The sequence below is a fragment of the Comamonas sp. 23 genome, from assembly GCF_049601575.1.
In the GTDB taxonomy this organism is placed as follows: domain Bacteria; phylum Pseudomonadota; class Gammaproteobacteria; order Burkholderiales; family Burkholderiaceae_C; genus Comamonas; species Comamonas squillarum.
The window spans coordinates 4,860,261-4,886,992 of sequence record NZ_CP187127.1 but is presented as its reverse complement, the minus strand read 5'-3'; the positions used below and the strand labels follow the sequence as shown (position 1 = coordinate 4,886,992).

The following is a 26,732-nucleotide window of genomic DNA, read 5'->3' as shown; positions in this document are numbered from 1 at the left end:
GAGGTCAGTGCGGGGCCGGTGGCTGGATCTTCTCCAGGCAATAACCCAGGCCACGCACGGTGGCAATGCGGATGGGGCCCTTTTCTATCTTCTTGCGCAGGCGGTGGATATAGACCTCGATCGCATTGGTGCTGACCTCCTCGCCCCATTCGCACAGGCGCTCGACCAGCTGGTCCTTGCTGACCAGCCGCCCCGAGCGCTGCAGCAGCACCTCCAGCAGGCCCAGCTCTCGGGCCGAGAGCTCGAGCATGCGGCCGTCGAACGTGGCCACACGCCCGGCCTGGTCGTAGGCCAGCGGCCCATGCTGGATCAGGCTGGTGCTCATGCCCACGCCCCGGCGCGTGAGCGCCCGCACACGGGCTTCGAGCTCGGACAGCGCAAAGGGTTTGGCCATGTAGTCATCGGCGCCCAGGTCAAGGCCTTGGACCCGGTCGTCCACGCTCTCGGCGGCGGTGAGAATCAGCACCGGAATGGCCGAGCCCCGGGCGCGCAGCTTTTTGAGCACTTCGAGCCCATGCATGCGCGGCAGGCCCAGGTCCAGAATCAGCAGATCAAAAGCATTGTTGGCCATCAGGGCGGCATCAGCCTCGGTGCCATTGGAGACATGGTCGACCACGGCGCCGGAGTTGCGGAGACTGCGCAGCAGGCCATCGGCCAGCACCTGGTCGTCTTCGGCAATCAGTATTCGCATGCAGTCTCCTATCGGTGTTGTCGTCGTGATGTGGATGGTGCCAATGATTCTAGGCGAGTCCATGGCCTGGCTGGCTACCTAAGCATAGATCAAAGCGGGTGAGCCGCGAGGCCGTGGTGCGCCGCGCTGGCCTCCTGCTTTTTTGTTGCAAAGACGTAAATCCGGCCGGGCCGTCATCAAACCGGGGCAGGCCTCACGTAGGATAGCGCCTCGTCTTGACCAGAACACGCGGGCACCCGGCCTGTGGCTGGTGGGGGGAGATTGCAGCAGGTGGTGATGAAACCAGGGTCCAAGGTACAGGTCAGATGGCAGGCGTCGCAGCGGCAGCGCCGCTTGGTCGCGGTGACGGCCCTGCTGGTGCTGACCGCCCTGTACCTGCAGTGGCACCACGTCATTGCCATGCCGGGGCAGACCGATGCGCTGCAGTCTGCACCGCGCTCGGCACCGCCTGCCAACCTGCCGCACTACCGGGCCAGCATCGATGCCAAGGTGGTCAGCGGCATTGCCGACAACCTCTCAGGCCTGGCCTTCAACCCCGAGACCCAGACCTTGTTTGCGGTGACCAACCGCCCGCCCCAGATTGCCGAGCTGAGCACCGATGGCCGCTTGCTGCGGCTGGCGCCGCTGCATGGCGCCAGAGATACCGAAGGCATCGCCCATATCCAGGGCGACTGGTTTGCGATTGCCGACGAGCGCAGCAACCGCATCTACTGGGTGCAGTTTGGCAAGGGGGTGACCGAGGTATCGCTCGACCACAGTCCCTATGTGCAGCTCAATGACATCGCCATCAAGAATTTTGCGCTTGAAGGCCTGGGCTGGGATGCCAAGCGCCAGCAGCTGCTGGCCGTGACCGAGAAATGGCCGATGCAGGTGCTGGTGATGGATGCGCCGCTGTCCAAGCTCAAGCCGGGCCTGGTCGATATGAAAGTCTCGACCTGGGAGGTGCCGGCGGTGGACGACATGCCCAGCACCGATCTGGCCGCCATCGAGGTCGATCCGCGCAGCGGCAACCTGCTGCTGCTGGGGGAGGAATCGTCGGTGCTGTACGAATACAGCCGAGCCGGTGACCTGCTCAGCGTGATGCCGCTGTGGGCCGATATGGCGGGGCTGGCCGAGCGGGTGCCGCAGCCCGAAGGCCTGGCGATGGACCACAGCGGCAACATCTACATCGTCTCCGAGCCCAACCTGTTCTACAAATTCGAGCGCAAGCGCCGCTGAACGCGGCAAAGCGCAACCGCTCAGCTGTCGGCCCCATAGACCTCCAGCCCCAGCTGTACCACGGTGGCGACCTGCTCGCCGACCTCGGCGCGGAACTCCGCCTCCGCCTGGGTGACGGCCCGCTCAAACGCCTGCAGCCACAGCAGGCCGGTCTCGGTAAAACGCACGATGCGGGCGCGGGCATCGCGCGGGTCGCGCTCGCGGGTCACCAGGTTCCAGGCTTCGCACTGGTCCACCAGCTGGGCCATGGCCTGCTTGCTCATGCCCGCGCGCGCCGCCAGGTCCACCAGGCGGTCGCCGGCCAGCGACAGGTGGCGGGTGATGTGGACATGGGCGGCGCTCACCTGGTCGCGTTCGGCCAGGTGCGACAGCGCCAGCGGCACGGCCTCGTCCTGGGCCATCAACTGCAGCACACGGGCATCAAAACGGCGCATCGCGTGGCCCAGCAGGCGGCCCATATGGGTCAGGCGCCAGCTGTCATCGGGCAAATGGGGCAGAAGAATGGGCATGGCGAGCAGCCTAAAAAGGCTGAAAAAGGGCGAAGTCGCTATTGTGCATATAGTCAACTAAACTGACTAAAAAAATGCTTCTATAAAATATACCCATCCCATAAACTACTGTTCAAGCATCCAGGCTGTATATGCAAACAGCTGGATCTCCAGATCGACGACATGACCATCAAACGCAAGGAGAAATCCATGAACGCACCCGCCACCAAACCCGAAGCCAACAGCGAAAAAGCCAAGGCCCTGGCCGCCGCCCTGGCCCAGATCGAAAAGCAGTTCGGCAAGGGCACCATCATGAAGCTGGGCGAAGGCGAAGCGGTGTCGGACATCCAGGTGGTGTCGACCGGCTCGCTGGGTCTGGACATTGCGCTGGGCGTTGGCGGCCTGCCACGCGGCCGGGTCATCGAGATCTACGGCCCTGAATCCTCGGGCAAGACCACCTTGACCCTGCAGGTGATTGCCGAGATGCAAAAGCTGGGCGGCACCTGCGCCTTCATCGATGCCGAGCATGCGCTGGACACCAGCTATGCCCAAAAGCTGGGCGTGAACCTGGGCGATATCCTGATCAGCCAGCCCGACACCGGTGAGCAGGCGCTGGAGATTGTGGACAGCCTGGTGCGCTCCGGCGCGGTGGACCTGATCGTTGTCGACTCGGTCGCGGCCCTGACCCCCAAGGCGGAAATCGAAGGCGAAATGGGTGACCAGCTGCCCGGTCTGCAGGCCCGCCTGATGAGCCAGGCACTGCGCAAGCTCACCGCCACGATCAAGAAGACCAACTGCATGGTCATCTTCATCAACCAGATCCGCATGAAGATCGGCGTGATGTTCGGCAGCCCCGAGACCACCACCGGCGGTAATGCACTGAAGTTCTACGCCTCGGTGCGCCTCGATATCCGCCGCACCGGCACCATCAAGCGTGGTGACGAGGCCATCGGCAACGAAACCAAGGTCAAGGTGGTCAAGAACAAGGTATCGCCCCCGTTCAAGACGGCCGAGTTCGACATTCTGTTTGGCGAAGGCATCTCGCGCGAAGGCGAAATTCTGGACATGGGCGTCAATGCCCGCATTATCGAGAAAAGCGGTGCCTGGTACGCCTACAACGGCGAGAAGATCGGCCAGGGCCGTGACAACTCGCGCGAGTTCTTGCGTGAGAACTCCGACCTCGCCATCGAGATCGAGAACAAGGTGCGCGAGAGCCTGAACATCAGCCTGCGCCCCGCCGAAGACGGCGTGGTGGACGGCCCGGTAGCGACCGGCACCGAAGGCTGATAGCCGCCTAGCCACAGCGCTGAGAATAGCTGCTTGTGCACAGAACCTGTGCGCAAGCAGCTATTTGTTTTATAGCAATTTGAACCGATGTCTTTCAGCAAACTCTCCCTCAAGGGCCGGGCGCTGCGCTATCTGGCGCAGCGCGAGCATTCGCGTGCCGAGCTGCTGGCCAAGCTCGGCCCCCATGTGCAAGAGGGCGAGGACCTGGCAGCCATCCTCGACGAGCTCGAAGCCAAGGGCTTCATCAGCGCCCAGCGCGTGGTCGACAGCGTGATCCACACCAAGGCCGCCCGCTATGGCGCCAGCCGCGTGCTGCAGGAGCTGCGCCACAAAGGCGTGGATGCCCTGCTGATCGCCGATGCCCGCGAGCGCCTGCGCAGCACCGAGCTGCAGCGCGCCCGCGAGGTCTGGCAACGCCGTTTTGGCGCGCCGCCCGAGAGCCCGCAGGAGCGGGCCAAGCAGATGCGCTTTCTGGCCAGCCGGGGGTTTGGTGGGGATGTGGTGCGCCAGGTGCTGCGCGGCGGAGATGACGATTAGCGGCTGAAGAGTGCCCCGCCGGGCTGCGCAGATGTGCGGCCCGCAAAGCCCCAGCCACGCGGCCCGTGCCCCGGCTGGGCGACAATGGCGGCCATGAGCACCGCCGAACAGCCCAACAACCCCCTCCATGGCCTGACCCTGGAGCACATCCTGAACGAGCTGGTCGCGTACTTTGGCTGGGAAGAGCTGGGTGAGCGCATCCCGGTGCGTTGTTTTTGCCTGGACCCGAGCATCAACTCCAGCCTGCGCTTTTTGCGCAAGACGCCCTGGGCGCGCGAGAAAGTCGAGGGTCTGTACCTGTTCATGCTGCGCGAGAAAAGGCGCAGCGGCGCCTGAGGCCTCGTCGCCCGCAGTGCGGCGGCGTCCTTGCTGTGCAGCGCTGTCCTACTTGCAGGCGGGCTGCGAGCCGCTAGGCTAGTCGTCTGTGCAAACAGGAGACCGACGATGACCGCAAAAAATACCGTATGCCTCTGGTACCAGGGGGATGCGCTCGATGCCGCGCAGTTCTATGCCCGGACTTTTCCGGACAGCTCTGTGGGCGCCGTGCACCGCGCGCCGGGGGACTACCCCGATGGCCGGCAGGGCGATGTACTGGTGGTGGAGTTCAACGTGGCGGGCATTGCCTGCATTGGGCTCAACGGCGGGCCGCATTTTCAGCACAATGAGTCCTTTTCCTTCCAGATCGCCACGGACGACCAGGCCGAGACCGACCGCCTGTGGAACGCCATCGTTGGCCATGGCGGGCAGGAAAGTGCCTGTGGCTGGTGCAAGGACCACTGGGGCATCTCCTGGCAAATCACGCCCCGCATGCTGACTGCGGCCATGTCCGACCCCGACCGCGCTGCGGCCAAGCGCGTGTTCGAGGCGATGATGGGCATGACCAAGATTGACATTGCCGCGCTGGAAGCGGCGCGCAAAGGCTGAGCAGTCAGCCCTGTGCTGCTTATGTGCTGCGGGTACACCACCAGCAGATCAGCGAGCCGGCGGTCACCAGCATCACCCCCTGCCAAAAGCTCCACGACGGCTGCACCTGCAGCCAGACGGTGCCTACCAGCGCCGACAGCACGGGCGTGAAGTACGAGCCCACGGCCATCACCGTGAGGTTGCCCGCGCGCAGGCCATGGTCCCAGCAGCTGTAGCCCAGCGCGGTGAGGCCGCTGAGCATGCACAGCTGCATGATGGCCGGCAGCGACAGGTGCAGCGCCGGCTCATCGCTGAGCGCGTACTTGACCCAGAGCACCGCGCCCACGCCCCAGAGAAAGGTGGGCAGCGCATTGGCGCCATGCGCATAGCGCTTGGCGATGACCGAGTAGCAGGGCCAGAGCCAGGCGGCCGAGAACGCCAGGCCATAGGCGAGCGGGTTGCTTTGCACATTGGCCCAGAGGCTGGCGATGGACAGCGCGCTGTCGCCCTTGAGCACCAGCACGATGCCGGCCATGGCCAGCAAGACCCCGGGCACCAAGCCCGCACGAAAGCGCTGCAGCCCAAAAACGGTGGCCAGCACAATGGTCAGGCTCGGCCACAGGTAGTTGATCATGCCCAGCTCCAGCGTCTGGCCCCGGTTGCTGGCAAAGCCCAGCGACAGCGACAGCGCGATCTCGTAGAGCACAAACAGCAGGCCGCAGCCCCAGAGGTAGACCGGGTGCATGGCGCGCAGCTGCGCCGGGCGCGGGCGGCCAAAACGCAGCGTGACCAGCAGGGCCCCCAAGGTAAACACCGCCGCCGCCCCGCCAATGGGCCCCAGGTGCTCGGCCACGCTGCGAAACAGGCCCACCGACGTGGACCAGCACAGCACGGCCGACAGGCCAATCAAGGTGGCGCGTTGCGAAGCGGCCTGGGAAGAGGGCGTCGGGGAGGAAGACATGGGAGCGCGGCTGGATGCAGGGACAGCTGTGAAAAGCAGCCTTGCATCCTAGCCGGAAAAGCACAGCTCTGCAGGCCTGGTAGCCAGCATCGAGCTGCTACCTGGCTGCCATTCAGTGGCGCCCGGCAGGTTGGCGCAGTGTGGCTTGGGGCGATTAGCGCTTAGGCGATATGGCTGCCAAAGACCAGTGCGGCAGCAATGGTGGCCACCACGGTGAGCACGGCAAATGCGATCAGGCCACGCAGCTCCAGGCGCTTGTCGGCCTCTTGCTCGGCGGCAGTGGGGATATGGTTGGGGCGGGAGTAGTCCATGGGCAGCTCGGAAAAAACGCGGTCAACCCGCCCACTATAGTGCGCCGGGCGCGTTTGGCCAGCGGGCGACGACTAGGTGTTTGTATGTGTATACCAAACCGGCATGCATGCGGCAGCCACCCCTTTATCCGGCCAGCTTTTTTCCATCGGCCAAGGTGGGGCTGCGGGTGTACCACCAGCAGACCAACGATCCCAGCGTCACCAGCAGCACCCCTTGCCAAAAGCTCCAGGACGGCTGCACCTGCAGCCAGACGGTACCGACCAGGGCCGACAGCACGGGGGTGAAGTAAGAGCCCACGGCCATCACCGTGAGGTTGCCCGCGCGCAGGCCATGGTCCCAGCAGCTGTAGCCCAGGGCGGTCAAGCCGCTGAGCAGGCCCAGCTGCAGCAGCGCGGGCAGGGTAAAGCGCAGCGGTGGTTCGGGGCTGAGTGCGTACTTGATCCACAGCACGGCGGCCACGGCCCAGAGAAAGGCCGGCAGCGCATTGGCGCCCTGGGTGTAGCGCTTGGACACCACCGAATAGCAGGGCCAGAGGCAGGCCGCGCACAGCGCCAACGCATAGGCCAGCGGGTTGCTTTGCACATTGGCCCAGAGGCTGGCCAGCGACAGCGCGTTGTCGCCCTTGACCACCAGCACAATGCCGGCCATCGACAGCAGCACCCCCGGCACCAGGCCGGCGCGAAAGCGCTGCAGCCCCAGCACCGTGGCCATCACCAAGGTCAGGCTGGGCCAGAGGTAGTTGATCATGCCCAGCTCCAGCGTCTGGCCCCGGTGGCTGGCCCAGCCCAGGGACAGCGAGAAGGCAATTTCATTGAGCACAAACAGCAGGCCGCAGCCCAGCACATAGGCCGGGTGCATGGCCTTGAGCTGCGCGGCGCGCGGCAGGCCAAAGCGCCAGGTCACCAAGAAGGCGCTGAGCGAGAACACGCAGGCGGCCCCGCCTATCGCCCCCAGGTGTTCGGCAACGCTGCGGAACAGGCTCACCAGTGCAGACCAGCAGAGCACGGCAGAAAGCCCAATCAGCGTCGCGCGCTGGCTGGGCACAGGGGAAGGGGTGGACATGGAGAGGAGGGGATGCAGACGAGGGCGGCTCGCATCCTAGCGGCTATTGGGCGGCCCTGATGGTGCCAAGGGCTTGGCATCGCAAAACACTCGGATATGGCGCCAGTAGCGGCCTGGCAGCAGCCCGGCTTTCAGCTGCCTGGCCGGCCCCATGTACCCGGGTTGATCAGTAGCCGCGCACCCGGTCAAAGCAGTTGTCCAGCGCCTGCCCGGCCTGCCACTGCGCCATCGACAAGGCCACCTGGCGCGCCTTGGCGCGGCGGCTGGCGCTGGCGGCGATGTGGGGCGTGAGGATGACGCGCGGGTGTGTCCACAGCGGCGAGTCGGCCGGCAAGGGCTCGGGCTCGGTGACATCCAGCAGCGCACCGCCCAACTGGCCGCTGTCGAGCGCAGCCACCAGGTCGGCGCTGTGGAGCTGCGTGCCCCGGCCGGCATTGACCAGCTGGGCGCCAGCGGGCAGCTGGGCAAACAGCTGGGCATTGAGAATGCCCCGGGTCGCAGGCGTATCGGGCAGCAGGCAGATGAGCACCTGGCTGCTGCGCAAAAAGGCGGCCTGCTCTTCCTGGCCGCAGTAGCTGGTCACGCCCTCGATCTGCTTGCGCGTTTGCGACCAGCCCTGCACCGGGTAGCCCACGGCGCGCAGCATCTGCGCGGCAGCAGCCCCCAGGGTGCCCAGGCCCAGAATGCCCACGCGCAGCTCGCTGGCCACATGCGGCGGGTTGAATTCGATCCACTGCTGCTGGCGGTGCTGGGCCAGCGCGCGCGGCATGTTTTTTTGCAGCATCAAGGTGGCCATCAGGCAGAACTCGGCCATGCGCTGCTGCGACTCGCCCGTGACCATGCGCACGATGGGCAGCGCTGGCGGCAGTTCGCTATCGGCCAGGATATGGTCCACGCCAGCGGCCGAGCTGAAGATGGCCTTGAGCTGCGGATAGCGGGCCAGCGCGCCGGTCTCTGGCTCCCAGACCATCGCAAAATCCACCAGGCTGCGGTCAGCCGGCGGCCTGTTCCAGTCATGCACGACCACATGGGGTGCAAATTCGGCAAACAGGGCCGTCCATTCCGGGATCGCAGCGCTGCCGCCGCTTTTGATGATGAGGTGCAAAGGGGTGCTGGAGGCCATGGCGGGGGTCAGTAGCGCTGAAAGGGTGAGAGGGCGGGAGAAAAGGGGGTAGAGGCTGGCGCCGCTTACATCGAGCGGGTGCGGTCCCCGGTGGAGATCGCATGCATCGGGTGGCGCAAGGTCGGGTCAAAGGGGTTGATCTGGGCGCTCAGCGTTTTGGCTTCGCGCAGCAGCATGTCGCGCACGATGGGCAGGCGCTCGTCGCTCAGGCGCGCGGTGTGGGTGCCGATCGACAGGGCGGCGACCACCTGGCCACCCCGGTCAAACACCGGCACGGCCAGGCCGGCCATGCCTTCGAGCAGGCCGGAGTTCTTGGCGGTATAGCCCTGGCGGTGCGCCTTGTCGATCTCGGTGCGCATGTAGACCTCGTCATAGACGTTGTAGTGCTGCATGCGCGGCAGGTTGAAGCGCAGCACCTCCTCGCGCTCGGCCTCGGGCAGGTTGGCCAGGATGACCAGCGAGCCCTGGCCCACACCCAGCGCCACGCGCCCGCCGATATCGCCGGTGAAGGTGCGGATCGGGAACTGGCCTTCGATGCGGTCCAGGCAGACCGCGTCAAAGCCCGAGCGCACCATCAGGATCACCGTGTCATTGAGGCTGGCGCACAGGCGCAGCAGCACCGGGCGCGCGAGGCTGCGCAGGTCGCTCACCGCGCCGGCCTGGGCGGCCAGCGAGAACAAATCCAGGCTCAGCCGGTAGAGCTTGTGCACCTGGTCCTGCTCCACCATGCCCTCCTGGATCAGGCCCTGCAGCAGCCGGTGCGTGGTGGCCTGGGTCAGGCCGATTTCCTTGGCCAGATGGGTCACGCGCACGCCTTCGGTCTGGTGCGCGGCCAGCGCGCGCATCACCAAAAAGCTGCGGTGCAGGGTGCCGCGCTGGTGGCTGTTGTCCTCAGAGGTGTCGGTGCTCATGGTTTTCCGGAATAAAAATTCGGTGGATCTGATTTTTATTCCATTTATCGGAATAAATCAAATTTATCTTCCATTATCAGTGTTTACACCGTGTATGGATTCAAACCACATTCCGAAAATAGATAAATAGTTGCAAATGTCGTTCATTCGTGCGACATGGCCGACGGGCCCCGCAACCCTGTGCCACCGAGGTGATTTCCATGAGTTTTCTGCGTCTCCACAACGTCTCCAAACAGTACGGCCCCAACCGGGTGGTCAGCCAGTTCAACCTGGATGTGCAAAAGGGCGAGTTCGTCTCGTTGCTCGGCCCCTCGGGCTGCGGCAAGACCACAAGCTTGCAGATGATTGCCGGCTTTGTGGATGTGACCGAAGGCCGTATTGAGCTCGACGGCAAGGACATCACGCGCGCCAAGGCCAATGAGCGCGGCCTGGGCATCGTGTTCCAGACCTATGCGCTGTTCCCGCACATGACCGTGCGTGAGAACGTCGAGTTTGGCCTGGAGATGCGCAAGGTGGCGCAGCCCGAGCGCAGCGAGCGCGCCAGCGAAGCGCTGGCCCTGGTGCACCTGGGGCCCTATGCCGACCGCTACCCGCGTGAACTCTCGGGCGGCCAGCGCCAGCGCGTGGCCCTGGCCCGGGCGCTGGTTATCAAGCCACCGGTGCTGCTGCTCGATGAACCGCTGTCCAACCTGGATGCCAAGCTGCGCGAGGAGATGCAGTTCGAGCTGCGCGAGATCCAGCGCAAGGTGGGCACGACCACCATCATGGTCACGCACGACCAGAGCGAGGCGATGTCGATCAGCGACCGCGTCGTGGTGATGGAGGCCGGCCGTATCACCCAGGTGGACACGCCGCACACGGTGTACGAACACCCGCACAACGCTTTTATCTCCACCTTCGTCGGCAAGGCCAACCTGCTGCAGGCCACCGTGCATGCCCAGGGCGGCCAGTGGCTGGCGCATGTGGGCGATGTGCAGATGGCGGTGCAGGATGTGCCGGCTGCTGCGGCCAGCCACGGCACGCGTTTGTTGCTGGGCCTGCGCCCCGAGAAAATCCAGCTGTCGGCCAGCTCGGCCGGCCGCACCCAGGGCACCGTGCGCGAGCGCTTCTTCCTGGGCAACCTGTGGCTCTACACCGTGGAATGCCCGCTGGGCAGCATCACCGTGACGACAGCCAACGATGGCGACGCGCCCCACCAGGTGGGCAGCCAGGTGGGCATCGACTGGTCCGACCGCAATGTGCGCCTGATCGCCGGTGACGGGGTGGCCGCATGAGCGAGCGCCGCACCTGGGGCCCCTGGGCCATGAGCGCTCCGGCGCTGCTGCTGTTTGCGGTGATGCTGGCCGTGCCGCTGCTGCTGACCACCATCCTGTCCTTCAATGCCTACCACGTGGACACCGGCCCGGTCGCGGGCAGCTTCACGTTTGAGCACTATGTGCACATCGTCACCGACAGCTACTACTACGAGATCTTCTGGCGTACCTTGTGGATCTCGGGCCTGGTCACCCTGATCTGCATCGCCATCGGCGCGCCCGAGGCCTACATCCTGAGCAAGATGCGCGCGCCCTGGCGCTCCATCTTCTTGCTGATCATCCTGGCGCCGCTGCTGATTTCGGTGGTGGTGCGGGCCTTTGGCTGGAGCATGCTGCTGGGCCCAGAAGGGCTGATCAATGACATCTTCCGCCTGGTGGGCATCGGCCCGGTCAAGCTGCTCTACAACGAGACGGCCATCGTCATTGCACTGGTGCATGTGATGCTGCCCTTCATGGTGATCCCCGTCTGGACCTCGCTGCAAAAGCTCGATCCTTCGGTCGAGAGCGCCTCGCTATCACTGGGTGCCTCGCACTTCACCACCTTGCGCCGCGTGGTGTTTCCGCAGGTGCTGCCCGGCATTCTCTCGGGCAGCCTGATCGTGTTTGGCCTGGCTGCCAGCTCGTTTGCGATTCCCGGCCTGCTGGGCGGGCGCCGGGTCAAGATGGTCGCCACCCTGATCTATGACGAGTACCTGCACGAGCTGAACTGGCCGCTGGGCGCGGCCATCGCCTTTGTGCTGCTGGCCGCCAACCTGGTGATCATGCTGGGCTGGAACCGCATGGTTGAAGGCCGCTACAAGAAGACCCTGGGCTGAGAGGCGAGGTAACTGACATGCAAAAAAACGGACCCATTGCCCTGATCTTCAACGCGCTGGTCATCATCTTCATGCTGGCGCCGCTGGTGATCGTCTGCCTGGTGGCCTTCACCCCGGCCGAGACTCTGACCCTGCCCACCACCAGCTTCTCGCTGCGCTGGTTTGAGCAGGTGCTGCACCATGCCGACTTTGTCCAGTCGTTCTGGAACAGCCTGGGCCTGGCGGTGGCTGCCGCCTCCATCTCGACGGCGCTGGCTGTGCCCGCTGCCATTGCGCTGGTGCGCTATGAGATCCCCGGCCGTGGCGCGCTGCAGGCGCTGTTCCTGTCGCCGCTGATCATTCCTCACCTGGTGCTGGGTGTGGCGATGCTGCGCATGTTCTCGCTGGTGGGTGGCCAGGGCAGCTTTGGCTGGCTGATCTTTGCCCATGCGCTGGTGGTGATGCCCTACACCATGCGCCTGGTGATGGCCGCGCTGATCGGCTTTGACCGCAGCGCCGAGCAGGCCGCCTACTCGCTGGGTGCGAGCAATGCCAAGGTGTTCCAGCGCATCACCTTGCCGATGATCCTGCCCGGCATCACCGGCGGCTGGCTGCTGGCCTTCATCAACAGCTTTGACGAGCTGACCATGTCGATCTTTGTGGTCTCGCCCAGCACGGTGACCTTGCCGGTGCGCATGTACATGTATGCCACCGAGTCGCTGGACCCGATGATGGCAGCGGTGTCGGCGCTGATCGTGTTCATCACGCTGGGGCTGATGCTCTTGCTCGACAAGGTCTATGGCCTGGACCGCATCCTGATCGGCAAGCACTGATGGCACACGCTACTCCCCTTTTGCCGGCCGGCCAGCTGGTGCGCCTCAAGGAGCAGGGCCGCGCGCCGCTGCACTTCGTGCTCAACGGCCAGCCGGCCCAGGCGCTGCAGGGCGACACGGTGCTGACTGCCGTGCTGACCCAGTCGGCCCAGCTGCGCAGCCATGAGTTTGCCCACACCCCGCGCGCCGGCTTTTGCATGATGGGCGCCTGCCAGGACTGCTGGGTCACGCTGGGTGGTGAGCAGGCCGGCCGCAAGCTGCGCGCCTGCTCCACCTTGCTGCAGGCGGGCATGCAGATCTGTACCACGACAGAGGCCGTGGCCCAGGCTACCGCCACCAATGCCAGCCAGGTGCAGCCATGATCGGCAGCGATTTCTACCTGGATGACCCCCGGCCCGCCGACGGCCCGCCCGTCATCGTGGGTGCCGGGCCCGCCGGCATCCGCGCCGCGCAAACCCTGCTGGCCCATGGCCTGCGCCCGGTGGTCATTGACGAGGCACCCCAGGCCGGAGGCCAGATCTACCGCCGCCAGCCCGATGGCTTTGGCCGCACGCCCAAGGATCTGTATGGCTTTGAGGCTGGCCGCGCCAGCGACCTGCACCAGACCTTTGACCGCCTGCGCCCGCAGCTGGACTACCGGCCCGATACGCTCGTCTGGAACGCCCAGGGCCACAGCCTGGACCTGCTGCACACGGCGCAGCGCACAGCCAATACCCTGCGCTGGCGCGATCTGATCGTCGCCACCGGCGCCACCGACCGGGTGCTGCCTTTGCCCGGCTGGACCCTGCCGGGTGTCTACACCTTGGGAGGCGCCCAGGTGGCCTTGAAGTACCAGGGCTGTGCGATTGGTGACGCGGTGGTGTTTGCCGGCACCGGCCCCTTGCTGTATCTGGTGGCCTACCAGTACGCCAAGGCCGGTGGCCGGGTGCTGGCAGTGCTGGATACGGCCCCGGCGGTGCAGCGCTACAAGGCGGCACCCGCCATGCTGGCCCAGCCGGCGGTGGCGGCCAAGGGCGTGTATTTTTTGAGCTGGCTGATGTTCCACGATGTGCCGGTGCACCATGGCGTGCAGCTGCTGCGCGCCGAAGGCGCAGACCGCGTGCAGGCCCTCGTGTGGAAGGATGCACAGGGCGCCGAACAGCACACCGCCTGCAGCGCCATCGGCCTGGGCTATGCGCTGCGGCCCGAGACGCAGCTGGCCGATCTGCTGGGCTGCGAGTTCGCCTTTGCCCCCTTGCACCGCTGTTATGTGCCGCAGATCGATGCCGACCGGCGCAGCAGCGTGCCCGGCGTCTATTTGGCGGGCGATGGCGCCGGCATCATGGGGGCTGACGCGGCCGAGATGTCGGGCGAGCTGGCCGCACTGGCTTTGCTGCAGGACCGGGGCATTGCAACCGATGCAGCGCGCCAGGCCAAGCTGCGCCAGCAGCTGGACAAGACGCAGCAGTTCCGCCAAGCGCTGGAGGTGGCGTTTCCCTTTCCCGACGACTGGGCGGCGCGTGCGCCCGATGCGCTGGTGGTCTGCCGCTGCGAAAACATCACGGCGGCTGAGCTGCGCGCTACCGCTGCCACCCAGCCGCAGGGCGATATCAACCGCATCAAGGCGCTGTGCCGGGTTGGCATGGGCCGCTGCCAGGGCCGCATGTGCGGTGTGGCCGCGACCGAGATCCTGGCCGACACCTTGAAGGTGCCGGTGGCGCAGATAGGCCGCATCCGGGGCCAGGCGCCGATCAAGCCCCTGCCGCTGGACATGACCGTGGTCAGCACGGACCAGGAGGCCAGCCATGGTTAAGCAACTGGCCACCGAGGTGGTAGTGATTGGTGGCGGCATCATGGGCGCGAGCACGGCGCTGTTCTTGCGCAAACGCGGCATCCAGGTGGTGGTGGTCGAGCGCGATCTGTGCGGCTCGCGCTCGAGCGGCGTCAACTTTGGCGGCGTGCGCCGCCAGGGGCGGTCGCTGGCGATGCTGCCGCTGTCGCAACGCTCTCATCAGCACTGGGGGCGCCTGACCGAGTTGATTGGCACCGAGGCTGAGTACGAGCGCTCGGGCCACTTCAAGATTGCCCGCTCGCAGGCGGATATGGAATCGTTAGTGCGCTATGCCGAGAAGACGCGCGACTGTGGGCTGGACCTGCAGCTGCTCGATGGCGCGGAGCTGCACAAGCGCTTTCCGGTCGGCGGCGCCAAGGTCGTGGGCGGCTCGTTCTGCCCCGATGATGGCCAGGCCAATCCGCGCCTGCTGTCGCCGGCCTTTGCCACGGCGGCCGCGCGGGCCGGGGCCCAGGTGTTCGAGCACAGCCCGGTGCTGGATGTGGCGCACAATGGCCAGCGCTTTGTGGTGCGTACGCCCGAGATGGAGATCCGCGCGAATGTGGTGGTCAACGCCGCAGGCGCCTGGGCCGGGCAGTTTGCCGAGCAATGCGGCGAGCCGGTGCCCATGCGCATCCGGCCGCCGGCCATGGGCGTGACCGAGCCCTTGCCCTTCTTTTTGCACTGGAGCCTGGGCGTGGAGGGCGGCAGCATCTACTGCCGCCAGGTGCGCCGGGGCAATGTGGTGTTTGGCGGCGGGCCCGGCCTGGTGCTGGACGACACCCGCGCGCGCAACCGCCACACCACCGTCTGGGCGCAGCTGCCGCAGCTGGTGGAGCTGCTGCCCCAGTTGAAGAATGCCCAGCTGATCCGCACCTGGAGCGGCAACGAAGGCGCCTTGCCCGACCACGAGCCCATCATCAGCGCCAGCAGCCGCCAGGCCGGTCTCTACCATGCCTTTGGCTTTGCCGGCGGGGGCTTCCAGCTCGGACCGGGCGTGGGCGATGTGATGGCCGAGCTGATTGCCCAGGGCCGCAGCAGCACGCCGATCGATGCTTTCCGTATAGACCGATTTACCGACCCCGCATGTTCAACCTGAAAGGAACCCACATGTCTTCTTGGACGACGACCCTCAAAACTCCTGTGCGCGCCATCGCCCTGATGGCCTCTGTGGTGGCTGCGGCCAGCGCGGTGCAGGCACAGACCAAAACCATCTACATCGGCATGAATGGCGGCAACATGGAGCGCACCTACTCGCAGTTCGTGTTCCCCGCGTTCGAGAAGGCCAACAACGTCAAGGTGGTGGTGGTGCCGGGCACCTCGACCGATATCCTGGCCAAGGCCCAGGCCTCCAAGGACAAGGCCCAGATGCAGGTCATGACCCTGGATGACGGCGTGATGTACCGCGCCATCAGCATGGGCCTGTGCGAAAAGCTCAAGCCCGCTGCCGGCTACAGCGAGATCCCGGACATCGCCAAGATCAAGGACAGCGCGATCGGCCTGTCGATGGGCCTGACCGGCCTGGCCTACAACACCAAGATGTTTGCCGAAAAGGGTTGGGCAGCACCCACTTCCTGGAACGACCTGGCCGACCCCAAGCTCAAGGGCAAGGTGGTGGTGCAGTCGATGCCGGCATCGTCGTTTGGCCTGCATGCCTTCCTGATGTTCAACCGCCTCAAGGGCGGCAACGAAAAGAACGTGGACCCGGCCTTCAAGGCCTGGCCGACGACCATTGGCCCGAATGTGGTGGAGTACATCCCCAACTCGTCCAAGGTGGTGGAGATGATGCAGGCCGGTGATGCCGCCATCTTCCCCTACACCCTGACGCAGGCCGAGCTGATGAAGTCCAAGGGCATCCCGATGGAATATGTGGCGCCCAAGGAAGGCGCGGTCGTGCTGATGACCGCCATGTGCGTGCTTAACAACAACCCCGAGTCCGAGCTGGCGCAAAAGCTGGTGGAGTACCTGGTGAGCCCGGAAGCCCAGGCGCTGGCGATGGAAAACGGCAGCTACAACCCCGTGAACCCCAAGACCAAGCTGCAAGGCAAGCCAGCCGAAGAGCAGAACAAGATGAACGCCATCTTGAAGAACGCCGTGGCCGTGGACTGGGATGTGGTCAACGCCGACCGCCCCGAGTGGAACAAGCGCTGGAACCGCACGGTGGAGCGTTGATCACCGGCAGGTGCCTGGTGGCATAGCTCCCGGCACCTGATTGGACCGATAGCAAAGCTGCCAACGCATGCCCTCTACAGGGGCGGCATTGGCAGTTTTTTTATGGGGTGCCCCGGCCCAGTTGCTGGCTGTTGACGGTCTGGCCGTAGAGCGAGAACTCGCTGTCGTGGAAGCGCTTTCGCGTATCTGCAATATTGCCGGTAAAGCGCGGGTCCTGCGGGCGCTCGTGGCTGTTGATGTAGGTCGCCACATCCCAGGCGTCCTGGTCGCTGAGCGTATTGCCTTTGCCCAGCGGCATATTGGCTTTGATAAAGCCGGTGGCCTTGTCCACCTCATGCATGCCGGCGCCCCAGTTGTACGAATGCTTGCCCCAGAGGGGAGGGAAGACCTGCACATCGCCGCTGCGCTGGCCCTGGCCGTCATCGCCATGGCACAGCGCGCACTGGGCGTTGAACACCTTCTGGCCGCGCGCATAGTCGGGCACCTGGGCGGGTTTGGCCACCTTGGGGTAGCCGGCGCCGGGCAGCTTCTCCCCCACTGGCGCGCCCTTGGACATCCAGTAGGCATAGGCCTCCAGTGCTACCAACACCTCATCGCCATGGGGCGGGGCCTTGCCGTTCATGCTGTACATGAAGCAGCCGCGCAGGCGTTCGGAGAAGGTGTCCACGCTCTTGGTCTTGCTGCGGTAGGCCGGGTATTGCGTGTAGGCGCCCCACAGCGGCGCGGAGTGGGCGGCGCGCCCTGCATCCAGGTGGCAGTTGACGCAGTTGAGCGTATTGCCGACAAAGGCCTTGGCCTGTGTGCTGGTGTGCAGAAATATCTGCTCGCCCCGGCGGACCACATCGCCCATCGGGCCTTCGGGAATCGCATCGGCGGCGGGCGGGGCAAAGGCGGTAGTGCTGGCAGCAGCTGGCGCTTTGGCTGCGCTGGCGGTGGCAGCTGCTGGGGCTGGTTGGGCTGCATCCGATGCGGCGGTAGCGGGTGCGGGGCTGGGGGTGGCGGGTGCTGCTGTTTTTTGCGCGGTCTGGGCGGGCGCTGCGGCGGGCCGCTCATGGGCCAGCTCGCCCATGCTCTGGCTCACCTGCACGCCAAAGCTGATGGCGGCCACGAGCACGATGGCGACGACAACCACCACAAAGATCTTGAGGTACTGCCACTCGCTGTGCTGGACGCGGGCCTGCTCCTCAGGCGTTTCCACATGGTTGGGGCGCTGGTAATCCATGGGATTCTCCGCTCAAGGCTTGGCGGCGCCCGAGGCGCCGGCGTAGTACTGGGCGATGGCGTTGACATCATCGCTGCTGAGCTTTTTGGCAATGCCTTCCATCAGGCCCAGCGGCCCGGGCGGGCGGCTGCCTTTTTTCCAGGCATCAATCTGCTCTTGCATATAGCTGGCGCTGAGCTTGGCAATGGCGGGGAAATGCGCACCCACGCCAGCGCCACCAGGCCCATGGCAGCTGCTGCAGGCAGGTATGCCATCTTGCATGCGGCCACGCTCTACCAGCCAGGCGCCCTTGTCTTTGGCATCGGCCTGGCCCGGCGTGGCGGCAATGCCCGATGGCAGACTGGCAAAGTAAGCGGCAACATCGGCGCGCTGTTGCGGCGTCAAACCCTTGGCGATGGGCGCCATGATGGGGTTGCCACGCGCGCCATCGGCAAAGGCATCCAACTGCGAGCGCAGATAGCTGGCGCCCTGGCCGGCCAGTGGCGGGAAGGCAGCCATGCCCTGGCCTTTGGACCCATGGCAGCTGGCGCAGGAGGCCACGCTGGGCGGCAGGCCGTTGTTGGCGATCTGCTCGCCTTGTTGGGGGTTGGCGTTTTGGGCCTGGGCGGCTGCACAAAGCAGCAGCGCCCAAGGCCAGACAGCGCCAAGCTGGCGCAGCGGGCGTGTGGGGCGTTGTCTCATCGTGTTATGGCTGTAGTTTGGACCCATGTTAGGCAGAGAATGCCTGGGGCGGTGTCGGCCAATGTCGATGGTGTTGCACACCCCGCGCGCATGAAAAAAGCCGCTGGCGAGCGGCTTTTCTGGCGGAGGGTGAGGGCTGAATTTACAGGTTCAGCATCAGCTTGAGGTTTTGCACCGCAGCGCCGCTGGCGCCCTTGCCCAGGTTGTCCAGGCGGGCGATGACCACGGCCTGGCGCAGCTGCTCGTTGCCGAACACGCGGATCTCCAGCTTGTTGGTGCCTGCCAAGGTATCGGCGGCCAGCTTGTTGTCGTTGGTGGGCGGCAGCACCTGCACCCATTGTTCGTCTTGGTTGGTCTTGGCGTAGTGGGCGGCCAGGGCGCCATGCAGATCGCTCAAGAGCGGCTTGCCGGGCAACTCATCGAGGTGCAGCGGCAGCTGCACCAGCATGCCCTGGGCAAAGTTGCCGACCGCAGGGATGAACACCGGGCGGCGGGTCAGGCCGGTGTATTTCAGGATTTCGGGGATGTGCTTGTGCGTCAGGCCCAGCGCGTAGGCCTCATACGGTGCGGCACCGCCGGCCTCATAGGCTTCCATCATCTGGCGGCCGCCGCCCGAGTAGCCGGAGACCGAGGGCAGTGCCAGCGCGGCATCGGCAGGGACCAGGCCAGCATCGATCAGCGGGCGCAGGATGGCGATGGCGCCAGTGGCATAGCAGCCGGGGTTGGAGACGCGCTTGGCCGCTTGCACGGCGCTTTTCTGGCCCGCGCTCAGCTCGGGGAAGCCATAGACCCACTGGTCGTTGACGCGGTGGGCGGTGGAGGCATCGATGATGCGGATGCTGCGGCCGGTTTCCTGCTCGATGGCATCGACCATGGCCGTGGTGTCCTTGGCGGCATCGTCGTGCAGGCAGAGGATGACCAGGTCCACGCCAGCGATCAGCGCGCGTTTGGCCTCTGGGTCCTTGCGCAGCTCGGGCGCAATGCTTACCAACTCCACGCCGGGCATATCCACCAGGCGTTCGCGAATCTGCAAACCGGTGGTGCCAGCTTCGCCGTCGATAAACACTTTTGCCATTGCCATCACTCCTGCTGCGGGTTGGCGCCTGCGAGGCTGCGGGCGCTTGGGGTTCGGGAAAGTGCTTATTGTCATACAAAGCGGCGCAACGCGTGCAGGAGGACGGCAAATTTGCAGTCCGGTCTGACCAGGGCTTGTGCGATGCGCCGGACATGCTGTTTTGGTGCCTGTGATGGCCCGGTGCTGGCCCAAAGCGCAGTGCGCACTAGCGCAAAATTGTGTCAGCCCCGGGCGGCTGTGCCAAAAATCCTGCACCGCTCGGGTATTTATCGACAACTTTTGCGCAGGCCTCCGACAGGCATTGACTGCCTTGGCTGACAGACCTGGTGCACGGAGACGACTGCCCAACATGGCTGGTTAGCTATACAAATAATAGCTATATGCATTCCGGCGGCCGACAAACCCCGGAAGCGCATTGGGGCTCCTGCAGGCGCTGCCCCCCATGGCGCAGTGCAGCATGGTAAATTCGCGGACTGCCAGGCCTTCTGCCTTGTTTGCGAATTCTTTGTTCTGCGCGCTCGGCCGCCGGGTTTTTTCCCATTTTGTTTTACTGAGAGACATCATGAAAATTCATGAATACCAAGGCAAGGAAATCTTGCGTCAGTTCGGCGTGCCCGTTCCGCGCGGTATCCCCGCCTTCACTGTGCAAGAAGCAGTGGAAGCAGCACAGAAGCTGGGCGGCCCCGTGTGGGTGGTGAAGGCCCAGATTCACGCAGGTGGCCGCGGTAAGGGCGGTGGCGTGAAGGTTGCCAAGACCATCGACGACGTGAAGGCGCTGTCCGAGCAAATCCTCGGCATGCAGCTGGTGACCCACCAGACCGGCCCTGAAGGCCAGAAGGTGCGTCGCCTGTACATCGAAGACGGTGCCGACATCCAGCAGGAATACTACCTGTCTGCCGTGACCGACCGTGGCACGCAGAAGGTGGCCTTCATCGCTTCGAGCGAAGGCGGCATGGACATCGAGGAAGTGGCGCACAGCACTCCTGAGAAGATCATCACCGTGCTGGTCGACCCCATTGCCGGCTTCACGCAAGCCAATGGTGAAGAGCTGGCCAAGGGCATCGGCATGCCTGCTGATTCGGTGGCCCAGTTCATCGACATCTGCCAAAAGCTGTACAAGTGCTACATGGACACGGACGCATCGCTGGTTGAAATCAACCCGCTCAACCGTGACTCCAAGGGCAACGTGATTGCACTGGACTCCAAGTTCAACTTCGACCCCAACGCGCTGTTCCGTCACCCAGAACTGGTGGCCCTGCGCGATCTGGACGAAGAGGATCCTGCTGAAGTGGAAGCTTCGAAGTTCGACCTGGCCTACATCAGCCTGGACGGCAACATCGGCTGCCTGGTGAACGGCGCTGGCCTGGCCATGGCCACGATGGACACCATCAAGCTGTTTGGCGGCGAGCCTGCCAACTTCCTGGACGTGGGCGGCGGTGCCACCCCCGAGAAGGTCACCGAAGCCTTCAAGATCATGCTCAAGAACCCCAAGGTCAAGGGTATTCTGGTCAACATCTTCGGCGGCATCATGAAGTGCGACACCATCGCGACCGGCGTGATCACCGCTTGCAAGGCGGTGAACCTGAGCGTGCCACTGGTGGTGCGCATGAAGGGTACCAACGAAGAGCTGGGCAAGAAGATGCTGGCCGAATCGGGCCTGCCCATCATCTCGGCCGACACCATGGCCGAAGCCGCCACCAAGATCGTTGCCGCAGTGAAGTAAGCCCTGGAGAACACACATGTCTATCTATATCAATAAAGACACCAAAGTCATTACCCAAGGCATCACGGGCAAGACCGGCCAGTTCCACACTGAAAAGTGCCAGGAATACGCGAACGGCAAGAACTGCTTCGTCGCTGGCGTGAACCCCAAGAAGGCTGGCGAAAAGATTTTCGACATCCCTATCTACGGTTCGGTCAAGGACGCTGCCAAGGACACCGGTGCTACCGTGTCCGTGATCTATGTGCCACCCGCTGGCGCTGCTGCTGCCATCTGGGAAGCGGTGGAAGCCGACCTGGACCTGGCCATCTGCATCACCGAAGGCATCCCCGTGCGCGACATGCTGGAAGTGCGCAACAAGATGAAGGCCAAGGAAGCGGCTGGCGGCAAGAAGACCTTGCTGCTGGGCCCTAACTGCCCAGGCCTGATCACCCCCGGTGAAATCAAGATCGGCATCATGCCCGGTCACATCCACAAGCCAGGCCGCATCGGCGTGGTGAGCCGTTCGGGCACGCTGACCTATGAAGCCGTGGCACAGCTGACCGAGCTGGGCATTGGCCAGTCTTCGGCTGTCGGTATCGGTGGTGACCCCATCAATGGTCTCAAGCACATCGACGTGATGAAGGCGTTCAACGACGACCCGAACACCGACGCTGTGATTATGATCGGCGAAATCGGCGGTCCAGACGAAGCGGAAGCCGCTCTCTGGTGCAAGGCCAACATGAAGAAGCCTGTGGTGGGCTTCATCGCTGGTGTGACCGCCCCTCCCGGCAAGCGCATGGGCCACGCTGGCGCGCTGATCTCCGGCGGCGCCGACACGGCAGATGCCAAGCTGGCCATCATGGAAGAGTGCGGTTTCACCATCACCCGCAACCCATCCGAAATGGGCCGCCTGCTGCAAGGCCTGCTGAAGTAAGCAAAATTACGCATGCCAGGGGCTGCGTGCCCCGCTAAACTGCGTACTCCATAAAAAGAAGACGCCAGATCGTTCAGGTCTGGCGTCTTTATTCATAACTACGGAGCGCAACATGGATTACGTCAATCATCCCGACTTCTGGATCGGGCTGGTCAAGATCATCTGGATCAACATCATTCTCTCGGGCGACAACGCCGTTGTCATCGCGCTCGCAGCGCGCTCCCTGCCCCCTGAACAACAAAGAAAAGCCATCATGTTTGGCTCCGGCGCCGCCGTGGTGCTGCGTATTCTGCTGACCGTAGTTGCGGCCAAGCTGCTGGAGCTGTCCTTCCTGCAGATCGTTGGCGGCTGCCTGCTGCTGTGGATTGGCCTGCAACTGCTGACCAGCCACGACGAAGAAGAGGGCGCGGGCAAGGGCACCGGCACAATGATGGCGGCCATTCGCACCATCCTGATCGCCGACCTGGTGATGAGCCTGGACAACGTGATTGCCGTGGCGGCAGCTGCCGGCGGAAATATGCTGCTGCTGATCCTGGGCTTAGCGATTTCGATCCCGCTGGTGATCTTCGGCTCCACCTTGATGATCAAGCTGATGGAGCGCTTCCCGGTCATCGTGATTCTGGGCGCCGGCCTGATCGGCTGGGTCGGTGGTGAGACCATCATGAACGACAAGCTGCTGCACGGCTTTGTCGAGGCTAACCCTGCGCTGCACTACCTGGCAGCTGCCGCTGGCGCCGCGCTGGTGGTGGGCCTGGGTCTGTGGCTGCAAAAGCGCAATACCGCGCCCGCACACTGAGCGGCTGATCCCCTCACCCCAACACAAAGCGCCTTCGGGCGCTTTTTGCATTTCTACGCCGGGCTGCAGCGATTGTGCATCGTCAAGGGGAAAGAGCGCCTGCAGCAGCCAACGCATTGATCAGCATCAGCTTCTGAGAGGAATCAAGGGTAAACCCGTAACCAAAATCCGGTAGCACCCAACACATCGTGATCCTTTGTCAACCGCGTATCGAAAAAGTCATTTGTATAGCTTATGTGCATATAATCGTGACGAGGTTTATCAATATGCCAAGACTCATAGTTTCATTAGATGGGGTGGTGATCCAGGACTACATGCTGACGGAGTCCAGGGCCACCCTGGGGCGCCGTTCTACCAACGACATCGTGCTGACCGACATGGCGGTCAGCGGCGAGCATGTGGCGTTCACCTATGAGAAGAAGATTGGCATCGTCGTCGTCGAAGACCTGGGCAGCACCAACGGCACCAAGGTCAACGGCTTGAAGGTACGCCGCCAGGTGCTGCAAAGCGGCGACCTGCTGGACATCGGCAAATGCCGTATCCGCTTTTTGATGAACTCGCTCGTGCCCGAAAGCCACTACCTGCATGCCAGCGAAGCCGGCAGCCTGACCGCCAAGCCCGCCCATGCCGACCATGGCGAAGACAGCCCCACGGTCCCCGCCGATTTCCCCCCTGCCGAAGAGCAGCCCTACACCCCCAGCCCCTACCTGCGCGCCGTCAGCGGCGCCAGCGAAGACATCATCCTGTCCAAGGTTGTCACAACGGTGGGCCGCCCTGGGATTGCCGTCGCTGCGCTGACCAAACGTGGCAAGGGCTATATCGCCACCAAGGTCGATGGCTCGGCCGATGTGGTGCTCAATGGCCAGGCGCTCAATGGCGTGGGGCTGTCGATGCACAAGGGGGATCGGATTGAGCTGGCGGGGATGGCTTATGAGTTTTGGGCCTAAGACTCTGAACCTTGGGCTTGTATAGCCAGGGCCTCAACAGACGCAGCGGCACCTTCGGGTGCCGTTTCTGTTTCTGCTGCCCATGCGCATAGCTTGCACAGTCGTTCAGTAGGTGACAAAAATGGCAGAAATCTTGGGCCGCTGACATTTATGAAAGTCTTGCACAATAAGTTAACAAAGCGCCGCATTTTTGTCAGTCGAAGCCGCGAGATAAGTAGACGCTAAAAGTTGGCACAGCAATTGCAATAAGTGATGCACGCCAAGTCGTTCGACGAGGCTACCTAATCACTGGTTACATAGAGAGGATTCAACATGCTGCGTACTATGCAAAAGGGTTTCACCCTGATCGAACTGATGATCGTTGTGGCGATTATCGGTATTTTGGCTGCGGTGGCACTGCCTGCTTATCAGGACTATACGATTCGTGCCAAGGTCGCAGAAGGTTTGACATTGTCTGGTGCACTGAAGACTGCTATTTCGGAGACGCACCAAAGCAAAGGTCCTTCTGATATGAGCTGTACTAATGCAGCTACCTGCGATGCTATTGGCGCATCCGTGATGGATGCTACGGCTTTGGCTGGTAATGCAAATGTAACTTCTGTTACAAGCGATGAGACTGGCATCATTACGATTGCTTACAAGCCTGCAGTGGTTCCTGCTGCCCAAAATACTTTGTTGATCACGCCAGTAAATGCTGCAGGTACCACTGCTGTTGACTTGCAAACCGCAGCTACGGCAGGAACGCAAATTAATTGGAAGTGCGGTTTGAACGGCACCGGTGCTGATGGCGGCACACTGCTCGCTAAGTATCGTCCTGCATCTTGCCGTTAATGCGAATGCCATATGGGAAAATTTAGCTAGTTTGCCTGGTTGGATTAGTTCCAAAAAAGGGGAGTCGATAGGCTCCCCTTTTTTCTGGAGTTTAATTGTGATAAAAATCATAAATAGTGGCTTCACCTTGGTAGAACTGATGATTGTTGTTGCAATCATCGGCATATTAGCTGCGGTTGCACTACCAGCTTATCAAAATTACACGGTTCGTGCCAAAGTGTCTGACGGTCTGGTGCTTGCGCAATCACTTAAAACGGCCCTTACTGAAGCATATGCAACAACAGGGCCGCGTGATATGACTTGTATCAATGCTGCCACTTGTGAGGCATTGGGGGCTACTCCCATGAACCTCACATCAGTAGCATTGGCTGGAAATGCGAATGTGATCGATATTGTCAGCAATGCACCGGGTGTTATTACAGTGGCTTATAAGCCAAGTGTTGTTCCTGCTGGTGTGAATATTATTCTAATAGAGCCAGTAGACAATAGCAGTCCTCCCAATGTCATTGACCTTCAGGCTTGGGTATTCGGTTCCGTTTTTTCTTGGAGATGTTCTGCTGGGACATTGGCGGCACAGTTTCGGCCTGCAAGCTGCCGTTGATTTTCGTATTCTGTAATTTATGCTTTGGCAAAGTGATTGTGTGATTTCGTTTTCGGAACGTATTCGTTTTGCTATGCGCTATGCATTGCGCCATTTAGGTATTTCGGTTGTTGTCGGGTTTGTTTTTGCTTTTTTTGTATTTTGGTTAATTTATCCTGCGCCATATAGATCAATGCTTGGCGTAGAGTCCATATTTTTTATTATTCTTCTTGTCGATGTGGCTTGTGGCCCACTCCTAACTTTAATTCTGGTAAGTCCAGCAAAGACACCACGTGAGCGTTGGCTAGACTTTGGCCTTGTCGGCCTGATTCAGATAGCAGCCTTATGCTATGGCATGAGTAGTTTGTGGATGGCACGTCCCGTTGCGCTGATCTTTGAGGTTGACAGGCTTGTAGTTGTTACGGCAAATGAAATTGATACAGCGGAATTAGCTGTGGCACCGGCAAAGATGAATAAGCTGCCACTTTGGGGGGTAATGAAGGGTGGAACGAGAAGTCCTAAGGACTCCGATGAACTCTTTGCAAGTTTGAATAATGAAATCGCGGGTATCTCTCCCGCAATGCGTCCGAGTTGGTGGGTCGCATGGGATCAGCAGATGACGGAAATTCTCGCGCGTGCGAAACCTCTGAGTGAGTTAATCAGTAGACGGCCGGAGCAAGTCGAATTGTTGCTGAACGTAGTAAAAACCTCTGGGTTGGCCGTGAATCAATTATTCTATCTTCCATTGACATCTAGTAAACAAAAAGATTGGGTTGTATTGTTCGATATAAGCCTGAGATTTGTTGGGTATGCACCAGTGGATGGTTTTAATTGACGCAAATAATCAAGGCTTTTGGATTTTTAATCTTTGTGTAGCAGTTTCATGGTTTCTCGGTCGAACTTGCAGTTAATGAAATAGATCAGTTTTTTCATTTTTGAACACGAACTATTAAGTTGTTCTCTCGCCGTTGGCAATAAAACATCCGGATTTTCCGCCATGCTTCTCCAGTAAACTAATCCGCTCCATCACCATCCGCTTGTCCACCGCCTTGCACATGTCATAAACAGTCAGCAGTGCGACCTGCACAGCGGTCAAGGCCTCCATCTCCACACCAGTAGGCCCAACGGTTTCAGTTCGCACTTCGCAGCGCACAGCATTCTTTTCAGGTAACAATTCAAACTCCACCGCCACTTTGGTCAGCGCAATCGGGTGGCACAGCGGTACCAGCTCACTGGTCTTCTTCGCCGCCATGATGCCGGCGATGCGCGCAATCCCCAGCACATCCCCTTTTTTGGCGGTGCCAGCGGCAATGATGTCCAAGGTGGCCGGCTGCATGGTGATAAAACCCTCCGCGATCGCGATGCGGTGGGTGTTAGGCTTGGCGCCTACATCGACCATATGGGCTTGGCCCTGGGCGTCGAAATGGGTGAGTTCAGTCATGGTGCTTTCCGTGTTCAATACGTCACAAGCGGCAATACAGCATGCAACTTGTGCAGTGGTGCTTCATCATACGTGTTGGGCTGAAGGCTTGATGGCAAGGAGCCCGCT

Annotated in this window: 30 protein-coding genes; 19 read left to right on the top strand and 11 right to left on the bottom strand. The window is 62.5% G+C overall.

All coding sequences use genetic code 11. The features are described 5' to 3' along the window. Positions 1-4: 4 nt before the first annotated feature. Positions 5-691: a response regulator gene (locus ACPEE1_RS22055; protein WP_021026639.1), complete on the bottom strand. Its 687-nt coding sequence runs from the start codon at positions 689-691 to the stop codon at positions 5-7. Between the two features lie 276 nt (positions 692-967). On the opposite strand from ACPEE1_RS22055, the gene ACPEE1_RS22050 reads away from it, so the two are divergent. Then, complete coding sequence (locus ACPEE1_RS22050; RefSeq protein ID WP_182344614.1) at positions 968-1,909, top strand: SdiA-regulated domain-containing protein; 942 nt, start codon at positions 968-970, stop codon at positions 1,907-1,909. Positions 1,910-1,929: 20 nt separating this feature from the next. Here the strand turns inward: ACPEE1_RS22050 and ACPEE1_RS22045 are convergent, their stop codons facing one another. Continuing rightward, positions 1,930-2,418 (bottom strand): MarR family winged helix-turn-helix transcriptional regulator, encoded by a 489-nt coding sequence (locus tag ACPEE1_RS22045; RefSeq protein ID WP_182344617.1) that lies wholly within the window; start codon positions 2,416-2,418, stop codon positions 1,930-1,932. Between the two features lie 189 nt (positions 2,419-2,607). Here ACPEE1_RS22045 and recA point away from each other — a divergent pair, with 189 nt between their 5' ends. The 4 genes from recA (at position 2,608) to ACPEE1_RS22025 (ending at position 5,145) form a co-directional block, all read left to right on the top strand. Further along, positions 2,608-3,684: a recombinase RecA gene (gene recA, locus ACPEE1_RS22040; RefSeq protein WP_116926195.1), complete on the top strand. Its 1,077-nt coding sequence runs from the start codon at positions 2,608-2,610 to the stop codon at positions 3,682-3,684. An 87-nt stretch (positions 3,685-3,771) separates the two neighbouring features. Then, positions 3,772-4,221, top strand: coding sequence for a recombination regulator RecX (gene recX / locus ACPEE1_RS22035; protein ID WP_182344619.1), 450 nt, complete (start codon positions 3,772-3,774; stop codon positions 4,219-4,221). A gap of 84 nt (positions 4,222-4,305) precedes the next feature. Next, on the top strand, positions 4,306-4,557 hold the full coding sequence (locus ACPEE1_RS22030; protein WP_116926050.1) for a VF530 family DNA-binding protein: 252 nt from the start codon (positions 4,306-4,308) through the stop codon (positions 4,555-4,557). A 108-nt stretch (positions 4,558-4,665) separates the two neighbouring features. Further along, on the top strand, positions 4,666-5,145 hold the full coding sequence (locus tag ACPEE1_RS22025) for a VOC family protein (protein ID WP_116926051.1): 480 nt from the start codon (positions 4,666-4,668) through the stop codon (positions 5,143-5,145). A gap of 19 nt (positions 5,146-5,164) precedes the next feature. Here ACPEE1_RS22025 and yddG (ACPEE1_RS22020) read toward each other — a convergent pair whose 3' ends face one another. The 5 genes from yddG (ACPEE1_RS22020) to ACPEE1_RS22000 all read right to left on the bottom strand — a co-directional run bounded on the left by yddG (ACPEE1_RS22020) (position 5,165) and on the right by ACPEE1_RS22000 (position 9,493). After that, a complete protein-coding gene (yddG, locus tag ACPEE1_RS22020) occupies positions 5,165-6,085 on the bottom strand; it encodes an aromatic amino acid DMT transporter YddG (RefSeq protein ID WP_423934877.1) in 921 nt (306 codons plus the stop codon). 161 nt (positions 6,086-6,246) lie between these two features. Beyond that, positions 6,247-6,396 carry a hypothetical protein gene (locus ACPEE1_RS22015; protein WP_182344623.1) on the bottom strand — a complete coding sequence of 50 codons (150 nt, stop codon included), beginning with the start codon at positions 6,394-6,396 and terminating at the stop codon, positions 6,247-6,249. Positions 6,397-6,520: 124 nt separating this feature from the next. Further along, positions 6,521-7,459 carry an aromatic amino acid DMT transporter YddG gene (gene yddG / locus ACPEE1_RS22010; RefSeq protein WP_182344625.1) on the bottom strand — a complete coding sequence of 313 codons (939 nt, stop codon included), beginning with the start codon at positions 7,457-7,459 and terminating at the stop codon, positions 6,521-6,523. A 166-nt stretch (positions 7,460-7,625) separates the two neighbouring features. Continuing rightward, positions 7,626-8,582 (bottom strand): 2-hydroxyacid dehydrogenase, encoded by a 957-nt coding sequence (locus ACPEE1_RS22005; protein ID WP_423934876.1) that lies wholly within the window; start codon positions 8,580-8,582, stop codon positions 7,626-7,628. Between the two features lie 65 nt (positions 8,583-8,647). Then, the gene (locus ACPEE1_RS22000) at positions 8,648-9,493 is read right to left on the bottom strand and encodes an IclR family transcriptional regulator (protein ID WP_021026627.1); all 846 of its coding nucleotides are present in this window, start codon (positions 9,491-9,493) and stop codon (positions 8,648-8,650) included. Positions 9,494-9,693: 200 nt separating this feature from the next. Between ACPEE1_RS22000 and ACPEE1_RS21995 the strand changes: the two genes are divergently transcribed. Genes ACPEE1_RS21995 through ACPEE1_RS21965 form a run of 7 tightly spaced genes read left to right on the top strand, consistent with a single transcriptional unit; the run spans position 9,694 to position 16,415 of the window. Then, on the top strand, positions 9,694-10,767 hold the full coding sequence (locus ACPEE1_RS21995) for an ABC transporter ATP-binding protein (RefSeq protein WP_423934875.1): 1,074 nt from the start codon (positions 9,694-9,696) through the stop codon (positions 10,765-10,767). After that, on the top strand, positions 10,764-11,621 hold the full coding sequence (locus ACPEE1_RS21990; RefSeq protein WP_423934874.1) for an ABC transporter permease: 858 nt from the start codon (positions 10,764-10,766) through the stop codon (positions 11,619-11,621). The genes ACPEE1_RS21995 and ACPEE1_RS21990 overlap by 4 nt, the downstream gene beginning before the upstream one ends. A 17-nt stretch (positions 11,622-11,638) precedes the next feature. Then, positions 11,639-12,433 carry an ABC transporter permease gene (locus tag ACPEE1_RS21985; RefSeq protein ID WP_116926056.1) on the top strand — a complete coding sequence of 265 codons (795 nt, stop codon included), beginning with the start codon at positions 11,639-11,641 and terminating at the stop codon, positions 12,431-12,433. After that, the gene (locus ACPEE1_RS21980; protein WP_423934873.1) at positions 12,433-12,795 is read left to right on the top strand and encodes a (2Fe-2S)-binding protein; all 363 of its coding nucleotides are present in this window, start codon (positions 12,433-12,435) and stop codon (positions 12,793-12,795) included. Before ACPEE1_RS21985 ends, ACPEE1_RS21980 begins: the two co-directional genes overlap by 1 nt. Continuing rightward, on the top strand, positions 12,792-14,225 hold the full coding sequence (locus ACPEE1_RS21975) for an NAD(P)/FAD-dependent oxidoreductase (RefSeq protein WP_116926058.1): 1,434 nt from the start codon (positions 12,792-12,794) through the stop codon (positions 14,223-14,225). Before ACPEE1_RS21980 ends, ACPEE1_RS21975 begins: the two co-directional genes overlap by 4 nt. Further along, positions 14,218-15,342, top strand: a complete 1,125-nt coding sequence (locus ACPEE1_RS21970) for an NAD(P)/FAD-dependent oxidoreductase (protein ID WP_182344633.1) — start codon at positions 14,218-14,220, stop codon at positions 15,340-15,342. The genes ACPEE1_RS21975 and ACPEE1_RS21970 overlap by 8 nt, the downstream gene beginning before the upstream one ends. Positions 15,343-15,353: 11 nt before the next feature. Next, positions 15,354-16,415 carry an ABC transporter substrate-binding protein gene (locus ACPEE1_RS21965; RefSeq protein WP_027010839.1) on the top strand — a complete coding sequence of 354 codons (1,062 nt, stop codon included), beginning with the start codon at positions 15,354-15,356 and terminating at the stop codon, positions 16,413-16,415. A gap of 100 nt (positions 16,416-16,515) precedes the next feature. Here the strand turns inward: ACPEE1_RS21965 and ACPEE1_RS21960 are convergent, their stop codons facing one another. The 3 genes from ACPEE1_RS21960 to argC form a co-directional block, all read right to left on the bottom strand. Then, positions 16,516-17,637 (bottom strand): c-type cytochrome, encoded by a 1,122-nt coding sequence (locus ACPEE1_RS21960; RefSeq protein ID WP_232539497.1) that lies wholly within the window; start codon positions 17,635-17,637, stop codon positions 16,516-16,518. A gap of 12 nt (positions 17,638-17,649) precedes the next feature. Then, complete coding sequence (locus ACPEE1_RS21955) at positions 17,650-18,318, bottom strand: c-type cytochrome (RefSeq protein ID WP_232539498.1); 669 nt, start codon at positions 18,316-18,318, stop codon at positions 17,650-17,652. A gap of 142 nt (positions 18,319-18,460) precedes the next feature. Beyond that, on the bottom strand, positions 18,461-19,393 hold the full coding sequence (gene argC / locus ACPEE1_RS21950; RefSeq protein WP_182344637.1) for an N-acetyl-gamma-glutamyl-phosphate reductase: 933 nt from the start codon (positions 19,391-19,393) through the stop codon (positions 18,461-18,463). A 562-nt stretch (positions 19,394-19,955) separates the two neighbouring features. Here argC and sucC point away from each other — a divergent pair. From sucC to ACPEE1_RS21915, 7 genes are all read left to right on the top strand, one after another. Further along, positions 19,956-21,116 carry an ADP-forming succinate--CoA ligase subunit beta gene (sucC, locus tag ACPEE1_RS21945; RefSeq protein WP_021026617.1) on the top strand — a complete coding sequence of 387 codons (1,161 nt, stop codon included), beginning with the start codon at positions 19,956-19,958 and terminating at the stop codon, positions 21,114-21,116. A 16-nt stretch (positions 21,117-21,132) separates the two neighbouring features. Beyond that, positions 21,133-22,029, top strand: coding sequence for a succinate--CoA ligase subunit alpha (sucD, locus tag ACPEE1_RS21940; protein ID WP_021026616.1), 897 nt, complete (start codon positions 21,133-21,135; stop codon positions 22,027-22,029). Between the two features lie 112 nt (positions 22,030-22,141). Beyond that, positions 22,142-22,825 (top strand): TerC family protein, encoded by a 684-nt coding sequence (locus ACPEE1_RS21935; protein WP_116926062.1) that lies wholly within the window; start codon positions 22,142-22,144, stop codon positions 22,823-22,825. A 266-nt stretch (positions 22,826-23,091) separates the two neighbouring features. Further along, positions 23,092-23,772 (top strand): FHA domain-containing protein, encoded by a 681-nt coding sequence (locus tag ACPEE1_RS21930; protein WP_182344639.1) that lies wholly within the window; start codon positions 23,092-23,094, stop codon positions 23,770-23,772. A gap of 312 nt (positions 23,773-24,084) precedes the next feature. Then, positions 24,085-24,603 carry a pilin gene (locus tag ACPEE1_RS21925; protein WP_182344641.1) on the top strand — a complete coding sequence of 173 codons (519 nt, stop codon included), beginning with the start codon at positions 24,085-24,087 and terminating at the stop codon, positions 24,601-24,603. A 97-nt stretch (positions 24,604-24,700) separates the two neighbouring features. Continuing rightward, positions 24,701-25,204 carry a pilin gene (locus ACPEE1_RS21920; protein WP_423934872.1) on the top strand — a complete coding sequence of 168 codons (504 nt, stop codon included), beginning with the start codon at positions 24,701-24,703 and terminating at the stop codon, positions 25,202-25,204. 40 nt (positions 25,205-25,244) lie between these two features. Beyond that, on the top strand, positions 25,245-26,018 hold the full coding sequence (locus tag ACPEE1_RS21915; RefSeq protein ID WP_423934871.1) for a hypothetical protein: 774 nt from the start codon (positions 25,245-25,247) through the stop codon (positions 26,016-26,018). Positions 26,019-26,132: 114 nt separating this feature from the next. Here ACPEE1_RS21915 and moaC read toward each other — a convergent pair whose 3' ends face one another. Next, positions 26,133-26,624 carry a cyclic pyranopterin monophosphate synthase MoaC gene (gene moaC / locus ACPEE1_RS21910; protein ID WP_423934870.1) on the bottom strand — a complete coding sequence of 164 codons (492 nt, stop codon included), beginning with the start codon at positions 26,622-26,624 and terminating at the stop codon, positions 26,133-26,135. Between the last annotated feature and the right edge of the window lie 108 nt (positions 26,625-26,732).